This is a genomic window from Mesorhizobium sp. M7A.F.Ca.CA.001.10.2.1 (genome assembly GCF_003998575.1).
In the GTDB taxonomy this organism is placed as follows: Bacteria; Pseudomonadota; Alphaproteobacteria; order Rhizobiales; family Rhizobiaceae; genus Mesorhizobium.
The window spans coordinates 1-19061 of sequence record NZ_RZQY01000037.1 but is presented as its reverse complement, the minus strand read 5'-3'; the positions used below and the strand labels follow the sequence as shown (position 1 = coordinate 19061).

The 19061-nt window shown below is 63.3% G+C and carries 15 protein-coding genes and 1 pseudogene; 9 read left to right on the top strand and 7 right to left on the bottom strand.

Translation table 11 applies throughout. The annotated features are described in order from the left end of the window. The 6 genes from EN964_RS38090 to fhuB all read left to right on the top strand — a co-directional run. Positions 1-280, top strand: a 280-nt coding sequence (locus EN964_RS38090; RefSeq protein ID WP_206528690.1) for a hypothetical protein, incomplete at its 5' end; no start/stop codon positions are given. Positions 281-393: 113 nt separating this feature from the next. Further along, positions 394-1749 carry a glutamine synthetase family protein gene (locus tag EN964_RS04590; RefSeq protein ID WP_127268594.1) on the top strand — a complete coding sequence of 452 codons (1356 nt, stop codon included), beginning with the start codon at positions 394-396 and terminating at the stop codon, positions 1747-1749. 126 nt (positions 1750-1875) lie between these two features. Continuing rightward, positions 1876-2760: an AraC family transcriptional regulator gene (locus tag EN964_RS04585; RefSeq protein ID WP_164748641.1), complete on the top strand. Its 885-nt coding sequence runs from the start codon at positions 1876-1878 to the stop codon at positions 2758-2760. Positions 2761-2896: 136 nt separating this feature from the next. Next, a complete protein-coding gene (locus EN964_RS04580) occupies positions 2897-5086 on the top strand; it encodes a TonB-dependent siderophore receptor (RefSeq protein WP_236383127.1) in 2190 nt (729 codons plus the stop codon). A gap of 34 nt (positions 5087-5120) precedes the next feature. Then, positions 5121-5999: an ABC transporter substrate-binding protein gene (locus EN964_RS04575; RefSeq protein WP_127268593.1), complete on the top strand. Its 879-nt coding sequence runs from the start codon at positions 5121-5123 to the stop codon at positions 5997-5999. Continuing rightward, a complete protein-coding gene (fhuB, locus tag EN964_RS04570) occupies positions 5992-7992 on the top strand; it encodes a Fe(3+)-hydroxamate ABC transporter permease FhuB (protein WP_127276204.1) in 2001 nt (666 codons plus the stop codon). The genes EN964_RS04575 and fhuB overlap by 8 nt, the downstream gene beginning before the upstream one ends. A gap of 36 nt (positions 7993-8028) precedes the next feature. On the opposite strand, the gene EN964_RS04565 is transcribed toward fhuB, so the two are convergent. The 4 genes from EN964_RS04565 to EN964_RS04550 form a co-directional block, all read right to left on the bottom strand. Beyond that, positions 8029-8826, bottom strand: coding sequence for an aspartate/glutamate racemase family protein (locus EN964_RS04565; protein ID WP_127268228.1), 798 nt, complete (start codon positions 8824-8826; stop codon positions 8029-8031). After that, positions 8823-10184 carry a dicarboxylate/amino acid:cation symporter gene (locus tag EN964_RS04560; RefSeq protein ID WP_127268227.1) on the bottom strand — a complete coding sequence of 454 codons (1362 nt, stop codon included), beginning with the start codon at positions 10182-10184 and terminating at the stop codon, positions 8823-8825. Before EN964_RS04560 ends, EN964_RS04565 begins: the two co-directional genes overlap by 4 nt. Before the next feature lies 1 nt (position 10185). Continuing rightward, positions 10186-11025: an ABC transporter substrate-binding protein gene (locus EN964_RS04555; protein ID WP_164748642.1), complete on the bottom strand. Its 840-nt coding sequence runs from the start codon at positions 11023-11025 to the stop codon at positions 10186-10188. 186 nt (positions 11026-11211) lie between these two features. After that, on the bottom strand, positions 11212-11904 hold the full coding sequence (locus tag EN964_RS04550; RefSeq protein ID WP_127276202.1) for an SDR family NAD(P)-dependent oxidoreductase: 693 nt from the start codon (positions 11902-11904) through the stop codon (positions 11212-11214). 371 nt (positions 11905-12275) lie between these two features. Here EN964_RS04550 and EN964_RS04545 point away from each other — a divergent pair, with 371 nt between their 5' ends. From EN964_RS04545 to EN964_RS04535, 3 genes are all read left to right on the top strand, one after another. Then, the gene (locus EN964_RS04545) at positions 12276-13391 is read left to right on the top strand and encodes an anhydro-N-acetylmuramic acid kinase (RefSeq protein ID WP_127268225.1); all 1116 of its coding nucleotides are present in this window, start codon (positions 12276-12278) and stop codon (positions 13389-13391) included. 356 nt (positions 13392-13747) lie between these two features. After that, entirely contained in the window at positions 13748-14752 is a 1005-nt protein-coding gene (gene pstS, locus EN964_RS04540; protein ID WP_127379225.1) for a phosphate ABC transporter substrate-binding protein PstS, read from the top strand. 76 nt (positions 14753-14828) lie between these two features. Then, positions 14829-16553 carry a Na/Pi cotransporter family protein gene (locus EN964_RS04535; RefSeq protein ID WP_127272615.1) on the top strand — a complete coding sequence of 575 codons (1725 nt, stop codon included), beginning with the start codon at positions 14829-14831 and terminating at the stop codon, positions 16551-16553. Between the two features lie 81 nt (positions 16554-16634). Here EN964_RS04535 and EN964_RS04530 read toward each other — a convergent pair. From EN964_RS04530 to EN964_RS04520, 3 genes and pseudogenes are all read right to left on the bottom strand, one after another. Beyond that, positions 16635-17052, bottom strand: a pseudogene (locus EN964_RS04530) (GNAT family N-acetyltransferase). Then, a complete protein-coding gene (locus EN964_RS04525; RefSeq protein ID WP_127271088.1) occupies positions 17036-18439 on the bottom strand; it encodes a sigma-54 dependent transcriptional regulator in 1404 nt (467 codons plus the stop codon). The pseudogene EN964_RS04530 and the gene EN964_RS04525 overlap by 17 nt, the downstream one beginning before the upstream one ends. Continuing rightward, positions 18436-19061, bottom strand: a 626-nt coding sequence (locus EN964_RS04520) for a sensor histidine kinase (RefSeq protein WP_127276200.1), incomplete at its 5' end; no start/stop codon positions are given. The genes EN964_RS04520 and EN964_RS04525, both read right to left, overlap by 4 nt.

Sequence of the window (19061 nt, the reverse complement as noted above, 5' to 3'; positions counted from 1 at the left end):
CTCCGTTGCGATGGGTAGCCCAAAAAGCCAGACAGCGGCCAGAGGTGCAAGTGCATGCGAGGTCAAGATTTGTGATGACCGTTTTGCACAGCGTGGCTCGGGCGCTGCGCGCGCCAGATCTGACCGCAGCGAGCTCGCCGCTCCCGCCGATAGCGGCTGCGCGCTGGTTTACCGGCTCGTGCTTGGCTTTCCGCCCTCCAGCCTCTATGTTGCGACCGCAGATCGCGCAATTGGTTTTGAAATGCCTCCCGATATACCAGCTAGTGACTTGAAAAAATAAGGAAAAGCGCTTGGCGACAGCCAAGTCTGTTTTCCTAAAACTCACAAGCTATTTTTGTCAGGGACAGTGCAGCCGGTCAGGTTGCGGCACCTTCGAAAACCAGAGGTCATAAATTGAGCGATGCAATTGCGGACGTTTTGAACTGGCTTGACAGCAGGACCGACATCCAGAGCCTGAGAGCCGCGGTGTGCGACCTCAACGGCATCATGCGCGGCAAGCGCATTCCCGTCGAGCAGGCAAGAAAGGCGCTGGAAGGCAAGCTGCGCATGCCTTTTTCGCTGATCGGGCTCGACGTCTGGGGCGAGGACATCGAAGGCAACACACTGGTATTCTCGACCGGCGATGCCGACGGACTGTGCCAGTGGACGGGGCGCGGCATTCTGCCGGTGGCCTGGACGGCGCATCCGACAGCGCTTGTCCCGCTCTGGCTGGCCGACGAAAGCGGCGCGCCCTATCTCGGCGACCCGCGACGGGCGCTGGCCCGCATCCTCGATCGCTACAAGGCCTTGGGCCTGACCCCGGTCGCGGCAACGGAACTCGAATTCTACCTCGTCGATCCGCAGTCGCAGCGGCCGGTCGGACCGGTCTCGCCGGTGACCGGACGCCGTCTCGATTCCGACGCGGCGCTGTCGATCGACGAGATCGACGACTTCGAATCCTTCATCCATGACGTCTACGAGGCCTGCCGGACGCAAGGCATTCCCGTCGACACGGCCATCGCCGAAAACGGCGTCGGTCAGTTCGAAATCAATCTGAACCATGTCGCGGACGCCTTGCGGGCGGCTGACGATGCGGTGCTGTTCAAGCGCACGGTGAAGGGCATTGCCCGCAAGCACGGCTTTGCCGCCTGCTTCATGGCTAAGCCCTATGGCGACCGCGCAGGCAACGGCTTTCACGTTCATTTCAGCCTGATCGACGGCGAAGGGCGCAACGTCTTCGATGACGGCACCGACCAGGGTTCTGAGACCATGCGCCATGCGGTCGGCGGCCTGCTTGCGGCAATGGCCGAAAGCACGCTGGTGTTTGCGCCGCACTTCAACTCCTACCGCAGGCTGCGCCCGAGATCCTATGCGCCGACCGCAGTCGCCTGGGGTTATGAGAACCGTATGGTGGCGATCCGCATTCCCGGCGGGCCAACCGGTGCGCGCCGCATCGAGCATCGCGTTTCGGGAGCCGACGCCAATCCCTATCTGGTGCTAGCGGCCATATTGGGCGCCGCACTGACGGGCATTGAAAGACAAATATCGCCAGGGGATCCGATCGGCACCGACGGCCAGGGACTCCCGCCGGCAAAGCTGCCGCCGGACTGGGCATCCGCGATCGCCGCCTTCGAGAGCGGGACGCATGTGGCGGAGATTTTTCCAGCCATCCTGCGCGACTCCTTCGTTGCCTGCAAACGCCAGGAATTGAACACGTTCGCGCTCAATGTCAGCGATTTCGAAATCGAGACATACCTCGAAAGTGTTTGAGGCCTGACGGCCCCAGCGGTATTGGTTCCGGCCGATTTTCGAGCAGCCGCAAAGCACTTGCGGTGGGGTCGCTAACCGGGCATAAACATGATGGTTTTTATCATGTTATGGTTGGGATCACAGGACTTGACCTTCGTTGCGCGCATGGAAAGCCGGATTGAGGGCTTTTCAGTCATTGGCGATCTGAAATGGCATGTCTGGGACGGCGTGGTCGCCGACCTCTGGGATGTCTCATGCGGTGACAAGGCCGAAGGCTATTACGTCTCTCCCGACCCCCGGCTGTTCGTCGCGCTCGATGTGGATGGCGACGGCGCTTTCTTCGTCGAAGGCGCCAAGGGCGAATTGCGCCGCCACGACCAGGCTTTTTCCATGGCCTACATACCGGCCGGCGTGCCGATCCGCGGCCGGGTCGAGGGGCTACGGCGGATCCGGCATCTCGACCTGCATTTCGACGCCGCAGCGCTGACGCGCCGCTTCGGCCGCAGCCTTGACCACGAGGCCTTGCGGATGTCGCGCTTCCAGTTTCGCGACGACCGGATCGCCATGCTTGCCGGCATGATCGCCGCCGAATGCGGCAACGACCGGCCTCTGCATGATCTCTATGGCGAGGGCTTGCTCAATGCCTTGTTCGCAAGCCTGTTCCAGATAGACCAGCCTGATACCGCCAGGCGACGGTCGCCGCTCTCGCGCCGCAAGCTGCGCCTCGTCACCGACTACATCGACGCGCATTGCCTGGACAGGATCCGGCTTGCCGATCTCGCCGCGCTGACCGGCCTGTCCGAAACCGCGATGAGTCATGCCTTCAAGGCGGCGACGGGCGTGCCGCCGCATCGTTGGCAGATGCAAGCGCGGGTCGACAGGGCCAAGGCGATGATGGCGCGTGACGCCGCTTCACTTGGCGACATCGCCGAGGCAACGGGTTTTTTCGACCAGGCGCACCTGACGCGTGTGTTCAAGTCGATTGTCGGCGTGACACCCGGCGCCTGGATGAGGAGCACCAGTCGCCAGTGACATTTCCGCAACATCACACCGTGATGTCCCTCGTTTGGACAAGAATGGACAAACTGCCCAATTCCGTCCAATGACCTGCAGATAAGTTGAGATAAATCATCAAGTATCTCAATGTCGACAGGCGGGGACTTTCCTGATGAGCAGAACTTACCGGATGAAGGCGCTTCTGGCGGCCAGCGTCGCCGCAGCCGCGATGATCCCGCCAATGGCCGCGTTCGCGCAGTCGGTGCAAACCAGCACCCAGCTTGAACCGGTGGTGGTCGAGGGCGAGGCCGGCGACGGCGCGGCCGGACCGGTTAAAGGCGTCGTCGCCAAAAAAAGCAGGACCGGCTCCAAGACGGCGACCGACATCAAGGACATCCCGCAATCCGTGTCGGTGGTCGGCCGTCAAGAGATCGACGACCAGGGCGCACAGAAGGCCGACGAAGCCTTGCGCTACACGGCCGGCGTCTTCGCGCAGCCCTTCGGCCCCGACAGCGACACCAACTGGCTGTACATCCGTGGTTTCCAGGCGACGGCCACCGGCACCTACATGGATGGGCTGCAGCTGTTCAGCTACGGCTTCGGCGGCTTTTATGTCGACAGCTTCGGGTTGGAGCGCATCGAGGTGCTGAAGGGACCGGCCTCCGTACTCTACGGCGGCAGTAATCCCGGTGGCCTGGTCAACTATGTCAGCAAGCGGCCGGACTTCGAACGCACGCGCTATGTCGAGACCGGCGTCAACGACGCAGGCAATGTCTATCTCGGCTTCGACATTGGCGACGTGGCCAAGGATGGCGCGGTCAGCTACCGGATGACGGGCAAGGTCGCCGGCGGCGATACCTACAGCGACCTGCAAAATGGCTGGCGCGGCTTCATCTCGCCAAGTATTACGTGGAAGCCGGACGAAGCAACCACGCTGACCATCCTGGCCAATTACAGCCACATCGACGAAAACCACAATGGCGGCAGCTTCCTGCCCTATAGCGGGACGGTGACGGACCACATTGTGGACGGCGTGAATTATGGCCGCATCGACCCGGATGCGAATTTCACCGAGCCGAGCGTCGATCTCTACAAGCGGGAACAGGGCTCGATAGGCTACGAGTTCGAACACACATTCGACAATGACTGGACGGTGCGCTCTAACGCCCGCTTCACCGCCGCTGATATCAATGAAGTCAGCGTCTATCCGAATGGCTGGTCAACCATCGGAGGGCCTACCGATCTGGCCCGCATAAATTTCGACCATGACACCACGGCCAAGACCTTCCTGGTAGACAACCAGATCGAAGGCAAGGTGGTGACCGGTCCTGTCGAACATACGATCCTGGCCGGCATAGATTTCAAATATTACAACATCGACCAGGTCCAGTCGTCTGGCCTCTACGACGAAAACTATGACAACCCGATCGACGCCTTCCATCCAGTATACGGCTCGCCACTGACGCCACGTGTCAGCTACCTCAACCAGGACCTGACGCAGAAGCAGCTCGGCTTCTATGCCCAGGACCAGTTGCGCTTCGGCGATGGCTGGCTGGTGACGCTGAACGGCCGCTACGACCGTGGCTGGCTCGACGCCGACAATCGTCCGACCTACTACAGCAGCAGCTCCAGTTCACAGAGCCAGACTGTCGGAGATTTCTCCGGGCGAGCAGGACTAGCCTACGAATTCGACAACGGCGTTACCCCCTATGCCAGCGTCGCTACCTTCTTCAACCCGATCATCGGCACCGACGCGTTGGGTAATCTGTTCAAGCCGGAGGAAGGCACGCAATACGAAGTTGGCGTGAAATACGTACCGACCTTTGTCGATGGCCTGTTCACCCTGTCGCTGTTTGACCTGACGCGCCAGAACGTCCCTTCCAATGTCACTCTGTTCACGCAGATGCAGACCGGTGAAGTGCGCTCTCGCGGCGTTGAACTCGAAGGCAAGGTGAACGTGACCGACGATTTCCGGGTCACGGGTGCATTCACGGCCTACGACATCGACATCACCAAGGACGCCAACCCGGCGCTCATCGGCAAGACGCCCTTCATCGTGCCCGAAGTCATGGCTTCCGCCTCGGTCGACTATACGTTCCGCAGCGACTGGTATGACGGCATCTCGATCGGCGGCGGCCTGCGTTATGTTGGCTCTTCGTGGGCCGACAATGAGAACACGGCCAAAGTGCCGGCGGTCACGCTGGCCGATCTGAAACTCGGCTACGAGAAGGAGAATTGGGGGATCGATCTCAACATCACCAACCTCTTCGACAAAACCTATGTGTCGAGCTGCCAGACGACGCTGACCTGTTCCTATGGCGAAGGCCGCTCGTTCAAGCTGAAGGCGCATACGACTTGGTAGTCGACTTGGTTACAGCTTGCCAAACAAGCCAGTGATGATCCATCTGCCCAACAGACGGCAGGTGCTTGCGCTGGCGGCCGCGGCATTGCTGCCACCGGTCGCCGCCAGGGCCGCTACACCGCGCGTTGCAGCGATCGACTGGGGCATGCTGGAGACGTTGCTGGCGCTCGGCATCGAGCCGGTGGCGGCGACCGAACTGATCCAGTTTCGCAAGATCGCGGTCGAGCCGGCAGTGCCCCAATCGGTGACCGATCTCGGGCTGCGCGGCGCGCCCAATTACGAGCTGCTGCGCATCGTCGCGCCTGATGTCATCGTGATCTCCAATTTCTACGAATACCAGCGCCCGATGCTCGAACGCATCGCGCCGGTGTTTGCGCAAACGGTCTACGAGGCCGGCGTGCCGCCTTATGTGCTCGCCGAGGCAGCGACACTGGCCCTGGGCGAAAAGCTGGGACGGCAGGCCGAGGCGGAGCGCTATACCGATGAGACCGCTGATGAAATCGCGCGGCTGCGCGGCACCTTGCCGCGCGCTTCCGGGCGTCCGGTCTTCGTCATCAGCCTAGGCGATAGCAGGCATTTTCGCGCCTTTGGCCGCGACTCCATGTTCGGCGATGTGCTGACGCGTCTCGGCCTGGTCAATGCATGGACCGACGAGACGAGCTACAGCGCGGCGGCACCCGTCGGACTGGAGGCGCTGGCGCGCGTGCCCGAGGCGTCGATCCTGATCGTTTCGCCACTGCCGGCGGATGTCGGGCGTTCGCTTCCGACAAATGCCTTGTGGAACGCTCTGCCGGCGGTGCGTCAGAACCGCGTTGCCGTCCTGGAGCCGGTCAACCACTTTGGCTGCCTGCCATCGGCACGCCGCTTCGCGCGTCTGGCGACGGCCGCCCTTGCCGGGCAGGCCCATGGCTGAGCGCACTAAAAGCGATCACGCCGCGACGAGTGCCGCGCTGTTGCCAATCGCCCTGTGGGGCCTCCTCGCGGCTGTGGCAGCGCTCCTGTTCGCATGGCGGGTCGGCATGCAGTGGCCGGCTCCACTGCCGGGCGGCATCGGTCTCGACCGCGTCATCCTGCTCTACAGCACGCTGCCGCGCGGCGCGGTGGCGGTGCTGGCGGGCGCCGTGCTCGGCCTGTCCGGCCTGCTGTTGCAGCATGTGCTGCGCAACCCGCTGGCCGAACCGTCGACGCTTGGCATCTCGGCCGGCGCGCAGCTGGCGATGACGATCGTCTCGCTTTACGCACCGCTGCTGATGGAGCGGTCGCAGGGCCTGGTCGCCTTCGCCGGTGGCATCGCCGCGGTGCTGCTGGTGCTGGCATTGACCTGGCGGCGCGGGCTGGAGCCGGTGTCGGTCATGCTCGCCGGGATGATGGTGGCGCTGACCGCCAGTTCCGTCAGCGCAGCACTGATCCTCGCCAATGGCGATTACCTGTTTTCGCTGTTCATCTGGGGCGGCGGATCGCTGGTCCAGCAGGACTGGGAGCCGACCATCGCGCTGACGGTCAGGCTGGCGGCCGGCGCGGTTGCCGCATTGATGCTGCTGCGGCCGCTGACCATTCTTGGTCTCGACGATGCCTCGGCACGCAGCCTGGGCGTCGCCCGTCACTCAAGCCGCTTTCTCATCATCGCGCTTGCCGTGTGGATGGCGACGTCAGTCGCGGCAGAGGTTGGCGTCATCGGGTTCGTTGGTCTTGCAGCGCCGGCGCTGGCCACGCTTTCGGGCGCCCGCACACTGCGCCAAAAACTGATCACCGCGCCGCTGATCGGCGCCGTGCTGCTGTGGCTGACGGACGGGCTGGTACAGCTGGCCGCCGGTTCCGGTGGCGAACGCATTCCGACCGGCGCCGGCACCGCCCTGCTCGGCGGTCCGCTGCTGCTGTGGCTGTTGCCGCGGCTGCGCCTTCTCGAATGGCCGCATCTCGGCTCCAAGGGGGCAGCACCGCGCAAGGCCAGCCGGCCCCGGCTCATCATCCTGCTTCTGCTTGGGCTGGCGCTTGTCGCTGCCATCGTGGCGCTTGTCGTCGGGCGCGGCCCGGACGGCTGGTCTATTGCTGGGGGAGACCTGTTAACCGATCTCGCCGCGTGGCGCGCGCCGCGGATCGGCGTGGCGGCCGCCGCCCGCGCCATGCTCGCGGCCGCCCGCGTCATCCAGCGGGTCACCGGCACCCGGCTGGCGAGCCCCGAAGTGCTTGGCGTCGGCACCGGCGCCGGTGCCGGCCTGACAGCCGTGCTGATGGTCAGCGCCACGGCCGATCTTGGCTGGCAGCTCGCCGGCTCAGCCCTGGGCTCACTGGTGGCCTTGATTGCCATGCTGGCCCTTGCCGCACGAGCAAAGTTCGGTGCCGAGCGGCTGCTGCTTGCCGGTATCGCCATGAGCGCGCTGTGCAGCGCTGCGATCACCGCGACGATCGCCATGGGCAACGCGCAGTCCTACATCCTGTTGCGCTGGCTGAGCGGCTCGACCGGCCAGGCGTCGGCGCTCGATGCAGGGCTAGCACTCGCCTGTCTGTTGCCGCTGACGCTGCCGCTGTTCCTCGCCGCGCGCTGGCTCGACATCCTGCCGCTCGGGTCCGACAGCGCACGCGGGCTGGGCGTGCCGGTCGCCGGCGGACGATTGATGCTGATCGTCGTTGCCGCGCTGCTGACCGCGCTGGCCGCCATGGTCGTCGGACCGTTGAGCTTCGTCGGCCTGATCGCGCCACACCTTGCCCGTCTGGTCGGCTTTTCCCGCGCCCGCGTCCATCTCGCCGGAGCGATGCTTCTGGGCGTCCTGCTGATGATCGTCTCGGACTGGCTGTCGCGCATGGCGGCCTTTCCCTACGAACTGCCCGCCGGCCTGTTCGCTTCGCTGCTTGGCGGGCCGTATCTCGTCTACCTGCTTGCCAAGGGCGTGCCGCGCCAGGGCTGACGGGTTCCGAAATGCTATGAGGTTCTATCCATAGGGCTAGGCCAGTGCGGCCAAGCTGGCGCGCATCGATCGGTCATGTTCCGGCAGCCGTGATACGGTCGGCAGGCCGCGGGCTTCCTGGGCACCGAAGCCCAACCGTGTCAGACAGGCGCGCGCCAAGGCCGCATTGCTGTCGATGACGACCAATCCATTGACACCGTTGAGGCTGGCGGCCACCACCGACAGTTCGGTGCAGCCGAGCAGGGCTGCATCGGCGCCGGCCGCTTGCGCGATGTCGAGCGCGCGCTCGGTTTCAACCGCCGCATCCGCGATCGAACCTGCCTTGACGAGGCTGATCGCGCTGTCGACGCAGGCCTGAAACTCGGTGTTCGCGGGAAGGCAGAGCTCAAATCCCGCCGCCGACATCCTGTCCTGATAGAAGCCGGAGACCAGCGTGCCTTGGGTGGCGAGAACAGCAACCCGGCCCTGATCCAGGCTGCGACGCGTCTCCGTCACCACAGCATCTCCGATATGGATGATTTCCGCGCGCGAATTCGCCGCCAGTTGGCTGTACCAATGGTGGGCGGTGTTGCACGGCATCGCGATGCGGGCGACGCCGAGCGCATTGAGCGTCGCGACCGCGGCTTTCAAAGGCGCCAGCGGCCCATCATGGCCGGCAAGGATCGCTTCGGTCCTGTCGGGCAGCTGTGGGACACTGAGGATCACGGCAGGCACATGTTCGTTGTCTCTGAGCGCCTGGGTCATCCGGGTCAGCTTGAAGTAGAAATCAGCCGAAGCAAGCGGCCCAAGACCGCCGATAATGCCGAGCTGGGGACGGATGCTGTCGTCGATCATCTGACAGGCTCGGCTTCGAGCTGGTCCGAGGCGGCGTCAGGCTGCGTCGTCTCCCTGTGGCTGGGAGCGATCATTGCCGTGCTCGCCGCGACGGTGCAGACGCTGGCCAGCGTCATGAACGTGTCGACGGCTGCATCCACCGCGACGAACAGGACGAACGCCGCCTCGAAGGGAAGCTTCAGGTAGCCGCAGACGATGGACATCTGGGACAGGATGAGCAGGCTGCCCATACCGCCGGTGGTGAGCGCGAGAAGCGCTGAGATGATGCCGACGAGCACGAGGTCCGAGACTGCAAGCTGGTGGCCGTAAAGCTGGGCAATGAACAGCGCACCCGAGGTGTAGAGCAGCGCCGGGCCAGTGCGCAGCAATGCCGCCTGCAGCGGCACGAGCAGTTCGACCACCACCAGGCTGAACCGCAGGCGCTCGCTCAAAAGGTTGATGACCCATGGCAGCGAAGCGACCGTAGAGCGTGTGGTGATGGCCACCATGAGAAGCGGCTGGCAGGTCTTGATCGTGGTCCAGTAGCTTCGTCGCGACCGGATGGCGATAATGGCAAAGGCCCCGGCAACGAATATGAGGCAGGAAAGACCCATAACCAGCAGGTAACCGCCCATCAGCGTGAGCGGCTTGGTTCCGGTCGACGCGGTCTGGTCCGCGATCAGGATGAAAGTTGCAAAGGGCAACCCCCAGATGAACCAGTTGGTGAGCACCGTGCAGGCCCGGTAGACCGCGTTGAGCGCCTGGGTCAGGCTCATGGACGAAGGCTGGGGAATCTTCCCCATCGCGAGCCCGAAAAGCAGGCAGAACAGCAAAACCTGGATGGTCTGGCCCGAGGCCAGCGCGTTGAAGACGTTGTTCGGCACCAGGTCGAGCAGGATCGAGTGCCCGCCATTGGGGTCGCCATTGGAGGGCGGCGGCTGGAACGGGAAGGCGAGATCGGTGGACACGCTGCCTTGCGAATTGATGAACTCGCCAAGCTCGATGCGCGACTGCGGATTCTCGATCTGGCCCGGCTGCAGGATCAGCGACAGGGTGCCGCTCACCAGCACGCTCAGGAACGACACGACCAGCACGGCCATACCCACCTTGCCGAGGTAGCGGACCGATTTGGGATCCTGGACCATTGCCGTGATGGAGAAGATGACCGACGAGACCAAATAGGGCAGGACGACCATCTTGAGGAAATTCAGGTAGAGCTGTGCGACAGGGCTGATCGCATGGGCAAAGTCTGGATAATAGAGGCCGCACAATATCCCTGCAGCAATCATCACAATCGTCGTCACGGGCGAGCGCAGGATACGCCTTGCCGCGAGGCGCCAGTCGAAAGGCAGGGGTCCGGCTACCTCGGAGATGGCCATGTCAGGCTTTGCTCCCCAGGCGATAGCGGGCGATGATCTCATCCGTGTTGAGAATCTGCTGACCCCGCGCGAGATCGAGATAGAGATCGACAAAGGCCGCGAGGTGCGGATTGTCGGGCCGCACGCCGACTGCGATCGTATCGACCTTGTCGGTCAGCGTGATCGAGCGCGCGACAACCGTCATCGACGGATCGTCGACCATCAGCTTCTTGATCTCGAAATCATCGCGATAGGCCATGTCGATCGTCCCGTTTCGGATCGCATCGATGATCAGATCCCAGCTTGCCAGGCGGTGGATTTGCGCATGCGGGAAGGTCGTGGCCGCATAGGTGGCGAATGAAGAGCCCTCGATCACGCCAAGATCGCCTGAGAAATCACGGACGATCTGTTCGGCCGGTTTGCCTTGCGCGATACGCGCCAGGTTGAGGCGGTTGGCGATCAGCCCTTGCCGCAGCATGGCGTAGGGGCGGGAATAGATGATCGACCGGCCGCGCTGAAGCGTCCGGCTGAGCTTGCCAATCGCCATGTCGGCCTGTCCGGAACTGACCTGACTGACGATATCGTCGAACGTTGCGGCGGATCGGTCGAATACCGGCTCGACGCCAAGCGCCGCGGCGATGCCGTGGGCCAACTCCATGTCTATGCCATCGTCCCCCGATCCGTCGGCCGGAAAGAACGGATTGGAAGCGAAGGCCGGCATTGCGATGCGCAATGCATCGCCGCTCGCGATAGGTTGAGGGGCGTTCTCCGCCTGCTGTCCCGGAGTGCTGGCTGCGCGGGCTTGCGAGATCAGCAACCCGCCGCTCCCGGCCGCAAGCAGTGTACGACGTGTAACCGACATGCGCGTTCTCAATTAACCCGGGAAAGCTGCAACATGCACAACCCGCGTTAAACAAACGTGTATATTACACTGAGCCTTTTTATGTATCGGACAAGCAGCTTAGCGCCACAAAATATCAGCATTGCCTAATATATTAGGAAAAGCGGAAGGATCGCGTTGCTTCCCGCCGGGCGATCGTCTGGATTGTCAAAACGTCTCGACCCAAGGCCGTAACTCAAGCTCCGAGCTCCAGGCGCTGCGATGCTGGCGATGGACCGCGAGATAGGCCTCGGCGATAGCGTCCGGCGACAGGCGGCGGTCCTGTAGGTCGGGATCGGCTGCCTGTCCGGGCGGCGCGATCTGGCCGTCGATAATGAAATGGGCGGCGTGGATGTTCTGCGGGGCGAGTTCGCGGGCCATGGACTGCGCCAGGCCGCGCAGGCCGAATTTCGGCATGGCAAAGCCGGCCGAGCCGGGAAAGCCCTTCACACTGGCAGTGGCGCCGGTGAACAGGATCGAACCGGATCCCCGGACAAGCAGCCGGCGCGCCGCCTGCTGGCCGACCAGGAAGCCGCCATAGGCGCCGACCAGCAATGCCTGTTTGACCGCTTCCGCATCGAGCTCGGCGATCGGGCCGCGTGTGCGTGCGCTGGCGTTGAACACCACGAGCGCCAGCGTGCCGGCCTTGTCGGCGGTGTCGAACAGCCTGGCGACGGACGCAGCGTCGGCGACATCCGTCTCAACGGCCAGAGCACCGGTTTCGCCGATCAGAGCGCTGAGCTTCTCGACGTTACGGGCGGCCAGAACCACGCGAAAGCCTTCCCGGGTGAGAAGGCGCGCAAGCGAGGCGCTCAGACCAGCGCCCGCGCCTGCAATAACGGCCACATTGGATGAGGTCATGATTTTCTCTCCCTTGCGGATTTCGGCGGAAGCGTTCGCCAGACCAGACAAGGTCGCGCCTTCGGGGCTGACAGGCAAGAGGTGGCATCTCGTTGGCTGTTGAACCAGACGGGCTGCAGAAACGACGTTGCGCGGTCCAATATCGCCTGTGGAGCTACGAAAGCCGCTCGGCCTTCAGCACCGAGACCGCCACTTCGAAAGGGACAAGGCTTGGACCTTGCCCGCCGCCCGGATTCATTAGACCAACATTTTGGCGGTAGAATCGTCAGGTTTCGTAAAGCTGTCGGCGATCTCATCAATGGGACTGGAGCGTGGTCCCGAAAAGTGGGAAACGGTTTTCGGAAAAGATTATGCTCAACAAGGAAACGATTATGGAACCAATCTGGGCCGTCGGCCTGATGACCGGCACGGTGCTGGACGGCAACATCGACGTCGCGCTGATCAAGACCGACGGCGAACGTATCGAGGATTTCGGCACCTATCGGCTGATGCCCTATCCTCCGTCGATCCGCTCCCTGCTGGAAGAGACGCTGACGGAGGCGCGGGCGTGGAACTTTGACGGGCCGGAGCCGGCGATCTTCCGCACCGCGGAGGAAGCCCTGACGCGTGCCCAGTCAGCAGCCGTCAAGGAATTGGTCGAAGGCTATGGCATGACGATGGCCGATATCGGCGTCGTCGGTTTTCACGGCCAGACCGTTCTGCATCGCGCGCCGCAGGTTGGACGGCTGGGCCAGACAAGGCAACTCGGCGATGGTGAGCTGATGCATGCCATATTGGGTACCAAGGTCGCTTACGATTTCCGCTCGGCCGACATGCGCGCCGGGGGGCAAGGCGCGCCGCTGGCCGCGGTCTATCACACCGCGTTGATGCGCGGCGCCGGCGCCAATGGCGAGGTGGCCGTACTCAATCTCGGCGGCGTCGCCAACATCACCTGGTGGGATGGCGCCGACAATGTCGTTGCCTTCGACACCGGCCCCGCCAACGCGCCGCTGAACGATTTCATCAAGTCGAAGGGGCTCGGCGAGATGGACCGCGACGGCGCGCTCGGCGGTGCGGGCAAGGTGGACGAGGCGCGGCTGGCCAAGCTGCTGCAGCACCCCTATCTCACCAAGCCCTATCCCAAATCGCTGGACCGTTTCGACTTCGGCGCCGCCATGGCGGACGGGCTGGATGCGGAGGATGGCGCGGCACTGCTGACCGCCTTCACCGCTGGAGCCGTCGGCAAGGCACTCGACCTCTTACCAAGCCGTCCTAAAAAACTGGTGGTCAGCGGCGGCGGCCGCCACAACCCGACCATGATGGCGATGCTGACCAGCCGTGCCGGCGTCGAAGTGGTGCAGGCCGAGAGCCTCGGCTGGAGCGGCGATGCGGTCGAGGCGGAGTGTTTTGCCTTCCTCGCGGTGCGCGTGCTGCGCGGCCTGCCAATCAGTTTTCCGAGCACGACCGGCGCACCGCGGCCGATGCGGGGCGGAAAACTCGCCAGTTAGAGCCTCTTCCATCCCGGAACGGGATGGGATGACCTTTCCCGCCCGGCCGACTTTCAGGCGATGCGGCTTTTTGCTCAGGTTTTGCAGTCGAAAGGTCTTCGGAATAGTCGAAAAGCTTTTCCGCCGGGACCCACTGTCATCCAACCGTTAAGAAGAATTAATACAAGACAACAGCGATCTTGTTTTCAGCTGACGCCTCATTTCGCAGGCGTATGGCCATTGATGCGCGCCTGCATAGCGGCGGCAGTATAGTTGGGATTCAATTTATGTTGTCAGCAGGTTTAGCTTTATTGCGCGGTGCACGGCCGACGATTTCGGGGGCGGCAGCTGCGCTCGCCCTTGCAATCATCGGGGCCATGATCGGATCCGCTGCGCGGGCTGAGCCCATTCGCGGTGCGGGGTCGACACTGGCCGCGCCGATCATCGGCAAGTGGGCAACGACATACAAGGCTGCACGCGCCGACGGCGGCGACTTCTTCACGCTGGACTGGACCGTCGATTATGAACCGGTCGGATCCCTTGCCGGCCTGATGCGGCTTGCGCAGCCCGAACTGGATTTCGCCGCCACGGATGTTCCCGTGCCGGCTGATGATCTCGCCAGGAACGGCCAGCAGCAATTTCCGATCGTCATGGGCGGGATCGCGGTGGTCGCCAATCTCGATGGCCTGCCGGAGCAAGGTCTGCGCCTCTCCGGCCCGGTGATCGCCGACATCTATCTGGGCAAGATAAAGTCCTGGTCCGATCCTGCGATAAGGGTGCTCAATCCCGACATAGCCCTTCCCGATCTCGCCATCGGCGTCATCCACCGGCAGGACGGTTCGGGCTCAACCTATGTCTTCACCGAGTTTCTGTCATCGACAAGCGAAGACTGGAAGACGAAGCTTGGAGCCGACACTCTGATCGACTGGCCGCTCGGGACAGGCGCGGAAGGTACGCAAGCGCTTCTTCGTGCCGTGGCTGCGAGCAAGGGGGCGATTGCCTACGCCGAATACGGCCAGGTTCTTCGCGCCGGCCTTCCCTTCGCAGCGGTCCAGAACAAATCCGGCAAGTTCGTCAAACCGGACCCGCAGGGCGTGCAAGCAGCGGCCACCTCCGTCGCCTGGGGGGAAACGACCGACTTCTTCGCCTCCCTCACCAATCGCAGCGGAGATGGTGCGTACCCGATCAGCACGGCGGTGTTCGCCGTTGTCCAGGTCTCGGGGCGTTCGGAACATCGCTATCGCCGCGTGCATGATCTTTTCCGGCTCGCCTTCGCGCAAGGTGCCGGCGACGCCACCGCACTCGGCTATGTGCCGCTGCCGAAAGCGCTCATTGGCCAGATCGAACAGTATTGGGCAAGGCAATTGCCGGTCGGAAACTGACCCGAACGAAGCTGCCTTGCGCAGCAACTGAACTTCATACCGCGTCGTCGTGGCGACTTGTTGGGGACTGCCTGAAATGGACATAGATATCTTCAAGGACATCCTCGTGCCGGTGATCGGCGGCTTGGGCATCTTCATGCTCGGTCTGGATTTCATGGCAAACGGCATCCAGGCGCTGTCGGTCAACCGGATGCGCGACTTTCTCGCCAAGGCAGCCGGTACGCCGGTCAAAGGCGTGCTGGCGGGAACGCTGATCACCGGCGTCATCCAGTCGTCGACGGCGATGAGCGTCATGGTCGTCGGGCTGGTCAATGCCGGTGTCATCGCCCTGCGGCCGGCGATCAGCGTGATCATGGGCGCCAACATCGGCACCACGCTCGGCAACGGGCTCATCGCCCTGCCGCTCGGTCCGCTCGGATTGATCCTGGCCGGCGTGTTCTCGCTGGTCTACTGCTTCGCCAAAAGCGAAAAGGTGAAGAACATAGCGCTCGCCTGCATGGGTTTCGCTCTGATCTTCTACGGCCTCAACCTGATGACCGGCGGCCTGCGTCCGCTTCGCAACCTGCCGGAAGTCATGGCGCTGCTGCAGACGCTGACGGCCGACTCCTACCTCAACCTTTTCAAATGCGTGTTCATCGCCGCCGGCGTGACCGCGATGATCCACTCGTCCTCGGCGACGATCGGCATCGTCATGGGCCTTGGCGCGGCGGGCATTCTCGACTGGACAACCGCCGTCGCCTTCTCGCTCGGTGCCGATCTCGGCACCACGATCACGTCGTGGATGGCTTCGCTCAACCTTTCGAAGAACGCCAAGCGGACCGCCTATGCGCACATCTCGTTCAATATCATCGGGGTGTGCATCACCATCCCTCTGTTCTTCGTCTCCATCCAGGTGCTGGAATGGGCCATGCAGTTCTTCGGCGGCGATCCGGCCGTTCCGGTGATTGTCGACGGCAAGGAGACCTTCCCCCTGGTGCCGGTCGCGGTCGGCCTCTACTCGACCTTCTTCAACGTCTTCAACACAGTGCTGCTGTTCCCGTTCATCGGCGTGTTCGAGCGGGTGCTATCGCGTGTCGGCCACACGGATGCCGACGACGCGGAGGATTTCTCGACGCCGAAATTCCTCGACCGCAAACTGGCCAGCGATTTTGCCAAGGCCATTCCCGCCGTGCAGCAAGAGACGGCCCGCCATCTGGAGGCCGGCGCCATGTTCCTCGACATCGCACGCTCTTCCAAGAAGGCGCCGTCGGATCCGGGCGAGCACTATCTGGCGACCGACATCCTCAGCCGCGATATCCGCGCCTACACCGCCGCGCTGATGAAGGAGGATCTGCCTTACGAACAGCTCGATCTGATCGCCAGCCTGATCGAGGAAGCCGACTTCACGGCCGCCCTGACGGAATCGATGCATCAGGTGGCGCGCCGCGTCAGGCGCGAGAAGTTCAGCAACCCGGCGCAAGCCATCGTCGACGTCGCGCTGAACAAGCTCGACACGTCGCTGCGCGAAATCTTGCCTACTTACGGAATTTCCAGCCCGCAGATGCCGGCCGGCCATGTAAATCTGCCTGGGGTCGAGGAACTGCGTGCCCGCACGCTGGCGCTCGGACCGAATGCCGGTGCCGCCGAACGCGGCACGATCCTGGCCCTGCTCGGGTCGATCGAGCGTGCGGAAATCCTGATCCATCGCATCGATGCCGAGCGCAGATCCGTAAACCGCCAAAGCGTGCTCGCCCGTGCGTCGGCACGCAAGGAAACCAGAGCAAGCCCGATGGGAGACCCAGGCCTGGTTCCGGCCGAGTAACGGTCCGCCGGACCATAACCACCTTCGTTCGGATTGCGGGTCAGGCAGGAAGACAGTCCATCCCGGTTCCGCCGGGATGGATCAGACCAACGCCAGCCTCTTCTGTAGAAAGATGCGGCTGCGGCCGATAGGGAAATCGGCGAGCGTTCCAAAGGTGACGCTGATAGACTTTGGCGGCATTCGGATTGAAGGTGTCGATCCAGGCATTCCGGCAACCGCGTGCCATGGCTTCCTGTTCGGCCGCATCCAGCATCTTGCCGGCCATATGCTGGCCGCGCAGCCGCTCATCGACCCAGAGCCATTGCACGTAGAGCCAGCCCCAGGCGGTGTAACCGGAAATGCCGGCGACGACCGCGCAATCCTCGTCGCGCACAAACACCACAAGCGCCTTCCTTTCGGATGCGCCGACATCGCCGTCGTTGAACGCCGCCAGCCTTTCGGCGAGAAAGGTAAGGTCTTCCGGCAAGGGATTTGCCGTCGTTTCAAGCGTCGTGTTCATCGCTTTTCCGAGATGGTTGCGTGTCGGCGTCGCCGCCATTGCGAAACTCTGATGCGGCAATGCCGTAGCGCTTGAGTTTGTCATAAAAGGTCTTGCGCGGTACGCCGAGCGCATCGATGGCGCCGCGCACCTCGCCACTATGGTCGCGCAGCGCGTCGCGGATGAGCTGTGCTTCGTATTGGCCGACCCGTTCGGGCAATGCTGCCGTAGGCTCCGGCGAATGCGCGGAGACCGCCCTCGTCCCATCTTCCGGACCGAGGCCGAGCGCAACACGGTCGGCAAAATGGGCAAGCTCGCGCACATTGCCTGGCCAGTCATGCGACTGGAGATGATCGCTGACCGCAGCGTTCATCTTCGCGACAGGCCGGCCGAACCGTTCTGCCGCCTTGCCCAGGAAATGCCCAAACAGCATCGGGATATCGCCGCGACGCTCGCGCAGCGGCGGGATGCGCAGCGTCACCACGTTAAGGCGAAAATACAGATCCTCGCGAAAATCACCGCGTTGGTCCGACCGCCCCAGATCGACCTTGGTCGCGGCGACGACCCTGAGATCGATGCGCCTGATGTCGTTCGAGCCAAGTGGAGTGAGGCTGCGTGTTTCGAGCACGCGCAGCAGCTTGACCTGGAGCGCCGGCGGCATGGATTCGATCTCGTCGAGAAACAGCGTGCCGCCGCTGGAATGCTCGATGCTGCCGATCCGCCGCCGCTGCGCGCCGGTGAACGCGCCCGCCTCATGGCCAAACAACTCGCTCTCGATGACCGTCTCCGGCAGCGCACCGCAATTCAGTGCCACGAAGGGTTTTGCGCGCCGTCGCCCCCATCTGTGCAGGAGGTCCGCCACCACTTCCTTGCCGGTTCCCGTTTCTCCCTCGACCAGCACATCGACGTTCATGTCGGCAATCTGGCGCAAGGTCTCGCGCAGTCGCTTGATGGCAGGAGCCTCGCCGATCAGCGGCAGGCCGTCAGTGGCGAGGGCCGCGGCTTCGCGCAGCCGCCGGTTCTCCATCACCAGCCGTCGCTTCTCACTCGCCCGTTTCAGCGCCTCGACAAGGCGCTCGCCGGCATAGGGTTTCGAGATGAAATCGTAGACACCGTCCTTGAGCGCGGCCACTGCGAGATCGACGTCGCCATGGCCGGTGACCAGGATCACGGGTATGTCCGGGTCGATCGCCTTGATGCGATCGAACAGCTGCAGCCCGTTCATGCCCGGCATGCGGATGTCGCTGACCACCACGCCTTCAAAGGTCCTGTCGACAACGGCAAGCGCTGCCTCGGCGGCGTCGCGCGCGACCACAGCGAAGCCGGCAAGCTCGAGCAATTGCGTTGTGGCGTGCAGCAGGTCCGCATCGTCGTCGACGAGCGCCACCAGCCCTGATCCCTCAATCATTCAATTCGCCTCAAATCGATGGTGAAGGATGCGCCGATGCCATTGCCGGGATCGAGCCGCAGCGTGCCGCCCAATTCCTGGGCGATCTCCTGCGAGATCACCAGCCCGAGGCCAAGCCCCTTCTCCTTGGTGGTCTGGAACGGCATGAACAGATTGCCGGCTGCTTCCGGGCCGAGACCTGGGCCGTTGTCGCGCACCGAAATCAGCACCCTGTCGTCGTGCTCGGCAAGTTGGATCTCTATGCGGGGATCGGGCTGGTCCTTCATAGCGTCCAGCGCATTCTGCAACAGATTGACCAGGATCTGTTCCAGCCGGATGCGGCTGGCCATGACCACCGGCGAGGCATTGCCGCGCGGCTTGACGATGGTCACGCCGGAATCACGGATGCGGCCCGACAGCAGCGACAGCGCGCCATCAATTGCCTCGCGCACCGGCAGCGGCGAAGCGGCAACCCCGGGTCGACGGGCGAAAGTACGCAAGGTGCCGGTGATCGCGCCGATGCGCTCGGTCATCGACACGATCGACGTCAGATTGCCGCTGGCCGGTTCGGTTTTGCCGGTTTCGAGAAAGCGGCCCGCATTCTCGGCATAGGTGCGGATAGCGGCGACCGGCTGGTTGATCT